At 60.0% G+C, this 2956-nt stretch carries 3 protein-coding genes and 1 pseudogene; all 4 read right to left on the bottom strand.

Annotated features, from left to right (window positions below):
* Window positions 1–202, bottom strand: a pseudogene (locus V6C07_RS04915) (glutamate 5-kinase); the annotation flags it as partial.
* Between the two features lie 17 nt (window positions 203–219).
* The gene (obgE, locus tag V6C07_RS04910; protein WP_333535249.1) at window positions 220–1320 is read right to left on the bottom strand and encodes a GTPase ObgE; all 1101 of its coding nucleotides are present in this window, start codon (window positions 1318–1320) and stop codon (window positions 220–222) included.
* An 815-nt stretch (window positions 1321–2135) separates the two neighbouring features.
* A complete protein-coding gene (gene rpmA, locus V6C07_RS04905) occupies window positions 2136–2405 on the bottom strand; it encodes a 50S ribosomal protein L27 (protein ID WP_015939250.1) in 270 nt (89 codons plus the stop codon).
* A 145-nt stretch (window positions 2406–2550) separates the two neighbouring features.
* Window positions 2551–2859, bottom strand: coding sequence for a 50S ribosomal protein L21 (gene rplU / locus V6C07_RS04900; RefSeq protein ID WP_015939251.1), 309 nt, complete (start codon window positions 2857–2859; stop codon window positions 2551–2553).
* Between the last annotated feature and the right edge of the window lie 97 nt (window positions 2860–2956).

The following is a 2956-nucleotide window of genomic DNA, read 5'->3' as shown; positions in this document are numbered from 1 at the left end:
CCGCAAGCACGGGACTGCTCAAGCCGGTGGCGTCCGTCAGCACGGCGCTGCCCACCTTGACCACAATCACCCTCGCCTGAGCCAGAACGCGCGCGCGCTCCTGCTGCCAGGTTTCAGACCGCTCTTCTTCAGAATGACACTTGTCGCACTGCTCCGGCTGTTCGGCTTCGGCCGCCGTACCAAGTGGGCGCTGCCTGCTCATATCCGCTCCACAACCCGCTATTCGCGGGTATAGATAACTTCAATTTCGGGAAATTCCTCTTCTTCCACCTCGGTGGGGCCTTCCAGACGCACAATCGGTTCATTGCGCGCGGTGCTCTCGCACACCTGCCAAAGCTCCTGCACAAGAGGCTCAAGTCCCAGACCATCACGGGCCGAAATAAAGTAGACCTGACGCCCGTCAGCCCTGGCCCGCTCTTTCAGAGCTTCCAACCTTTCAGGGCTTGCGAGGTCGATCTTGTTTACCACCTCGATCTGCTTGCGTTCGCCCAGTTCCTCGTCGAAACGGCGCAATTCCTCATTGACCAGGGTGAAGCCCGCCCAGGGGTCTTCATCGCCCACATCCTCGATGCTGAGAATGTGCACGAGAAAACGTGTGCGCTCCACATGCTTGAGAAAACGCAGGCCAAGGCCAAGGCCCTCGTGCGCCCCTTCAATAAGGCCCGGAATGTCGGCGATAACCATGCGCTTGTCCGGGTCTGCCTCATCAATCATCACGCCCAGGTTGGGTGTGAGCGTGGTGAAGGGATAGGCCGCAATCTTGGGCCGCGCGGCCGAAACCTGCGAAATAAAAGTGGACTTTCCGGCGTTGGGCAAGCCGATAAGACCGGCATCCGCTAAAATTTTCAGCTCAAGCCGCAGACTGAACTCCTCACCAGGTTCGCCGGGCTGCGAAAAACGCGGCGCGCGCATGGTGGAAGACTTGAAATGCTCATTTCCCTTGCCCCCCCGGCCGCCGCTCGCCACCAGCACTTCCGTGTCCGGCTCGCTCAGGTCGGCCACCAGCACCTCGCCTTCCGGGCCTTCAGCGTATACCAGCGTTCCCACAGGCAGGTTCAGAACCAGATTCTCGCCCTTGCGGCCATCGCACTGGCTGCCTTCGCCAGGGCGACCGTTCTGCGCCTCATACAGACGCTTGAGCCGAAAATCGTACAGTGAAAGCAGACGGTTGTCTGCCCTGAGGTACACAGAGCCGCCATCGCCCCCGTTGCCGCCGTCCGGGCCGCCGCGAGGCACAAATTTTTCACGCCGGAACGACAGGCAGCCATGTCCGCCTTTACCGGCGCGCACCTGAATTCTGGCTTCATCCACAAATTTCATGTAATATCCTCTGCCCGATGCTCACGGGCTTGTTTCTCAAGCTGTTTTTGCCCTGCCCGCACGGCGGCCGGGGCAAACGCCCACCCCGCGCGTCAACATCCCCAAATGCCCGGTGGGGCAGCACCGCACTCTACCTGCACACGACAGGCCTGCCCCTTTCACGCATGCGGAGAAACACGCCTCGCGCAGCAGTTCTGCGGCGCAGGAAAAAATCCGCACATCGGGACAAATCCCGCGAGTGCGGCAGCCGGTCTGGCGTTCACCGCTATGGCGTTCACCGCATGTGCGCACAAAAGCATGCTGCCTTTGAGAAAATATATTCTCAACGTGCACCAGCGCGCTCTATACGCTTGTCAGTGGTTTTGCAGCGCTTTCGCAGCACTTTACGGCGCACATGCGAGTGCTCCCACCTGCAATCAGCCTCCGGCAACAGCCGCAGCAGACGCCTACATGCGCAGCCACCGAAGCAGTTTCAAAAAACGCTGCAAGCACCGGTGCAGCCCACGCCTGGCCTGATCGGCCGATCTGCCATAAACCGAACCATATCCTGAACCAAACACCGGACCTCAGCGGGCAGAATCTGAGCAGCCCGCGCCTGTCCCAATCGGAACCGGGCTGACCGCAACAGGGCAACCCGGACCACAGCAAACAGGACCCAAAACGCATGCCCGAACAAAAAGCCTCAAAGGCCCGACGGCCCGTCACAAAGCATGCGCCCCGGCATGTTCGCGTCGGCGTATTTTGCAACGCACAAACACCGAAAGGGAAGAAGCCTTGCGGCCCCTTCCCTTATAAACAAATCCCACGCGGCCGCGCTAGCTGGCGGCCGCCTCCACATGCACGCGCGTAAGCACGCGGCGCTTGCGGATATACTTTTCAAAGCGCACCACGCCATCAATCTTGGCGAACAGGGTAAAATCCCTGCCCATGCCCACGTTGACGCCGGGGTGCACAGTGGTGCCCAACTGGCGCACCAGAATATTGCCGGCAAGAACACGCTGGCCGCCGAAACGTTTAACGCCGCGCCTCTGGCCTACACTGTCGCGGCCGTTACGCGAAGAGCCGCCTGCTTTCTTTTGAGCCATAATAGCCTCCCTGGTGCGCTGAACCCTGAAGCTCAGCCTGGGCGAGTAAATTTTTCGCTCAACCGGACAAACCGGCTCCGTATGGAACCCGCACATCCGGACATCGGGCGTTCGCCCTCACGCCCGCCAGAACCCTTAAAAGGTTCTAGCCGTTGATGCTCTTGACGCGAATGGTGGTGAAGTCCTGACGATGACCGCGCATCTTGCGCGAGTCGTTGCGGCGCCAGCGCTTGAACACTTTGATCTTGGGGCCGCGCCCGTGATCCACCACTTCCGCCGTAACAGCGGCCCCGGCAAGATAGGGAGCGCCGACTTTGCATTCGGCGCCGCCGACCATCAGCACCTTGTCCAGGGAAATTTCGCTTCCGGCCTGCGCCGCGAGCTTTTCCACAACGATCTTGGAACCTTCTTCAACGCGGTACTGTTTTCCGCCGGTTTCGATAATCGCGTACATGATATCAACCTCCAAAAAGAGAAAGGCATATTTGCCCTATTGCACGGCAAATGTCAAGCGCCTTCCGCATTTTTTCGGCAAGGACGCGCCGCCGCCA

Source organism: Desulfovibrio sp. 1214_IL3152, from assembly GCF_036763055.1.
GTDB lineage: Bacteria > Desulfobacterota > Desulfovibrionia > Desulfovibrionales > Desulfovibrionaceae > Desulfovibrio.
Note: the sequence above shows the minus strand (reverse complement) of the source record. Positions and strands in the feature narration are given on the sequence as shown.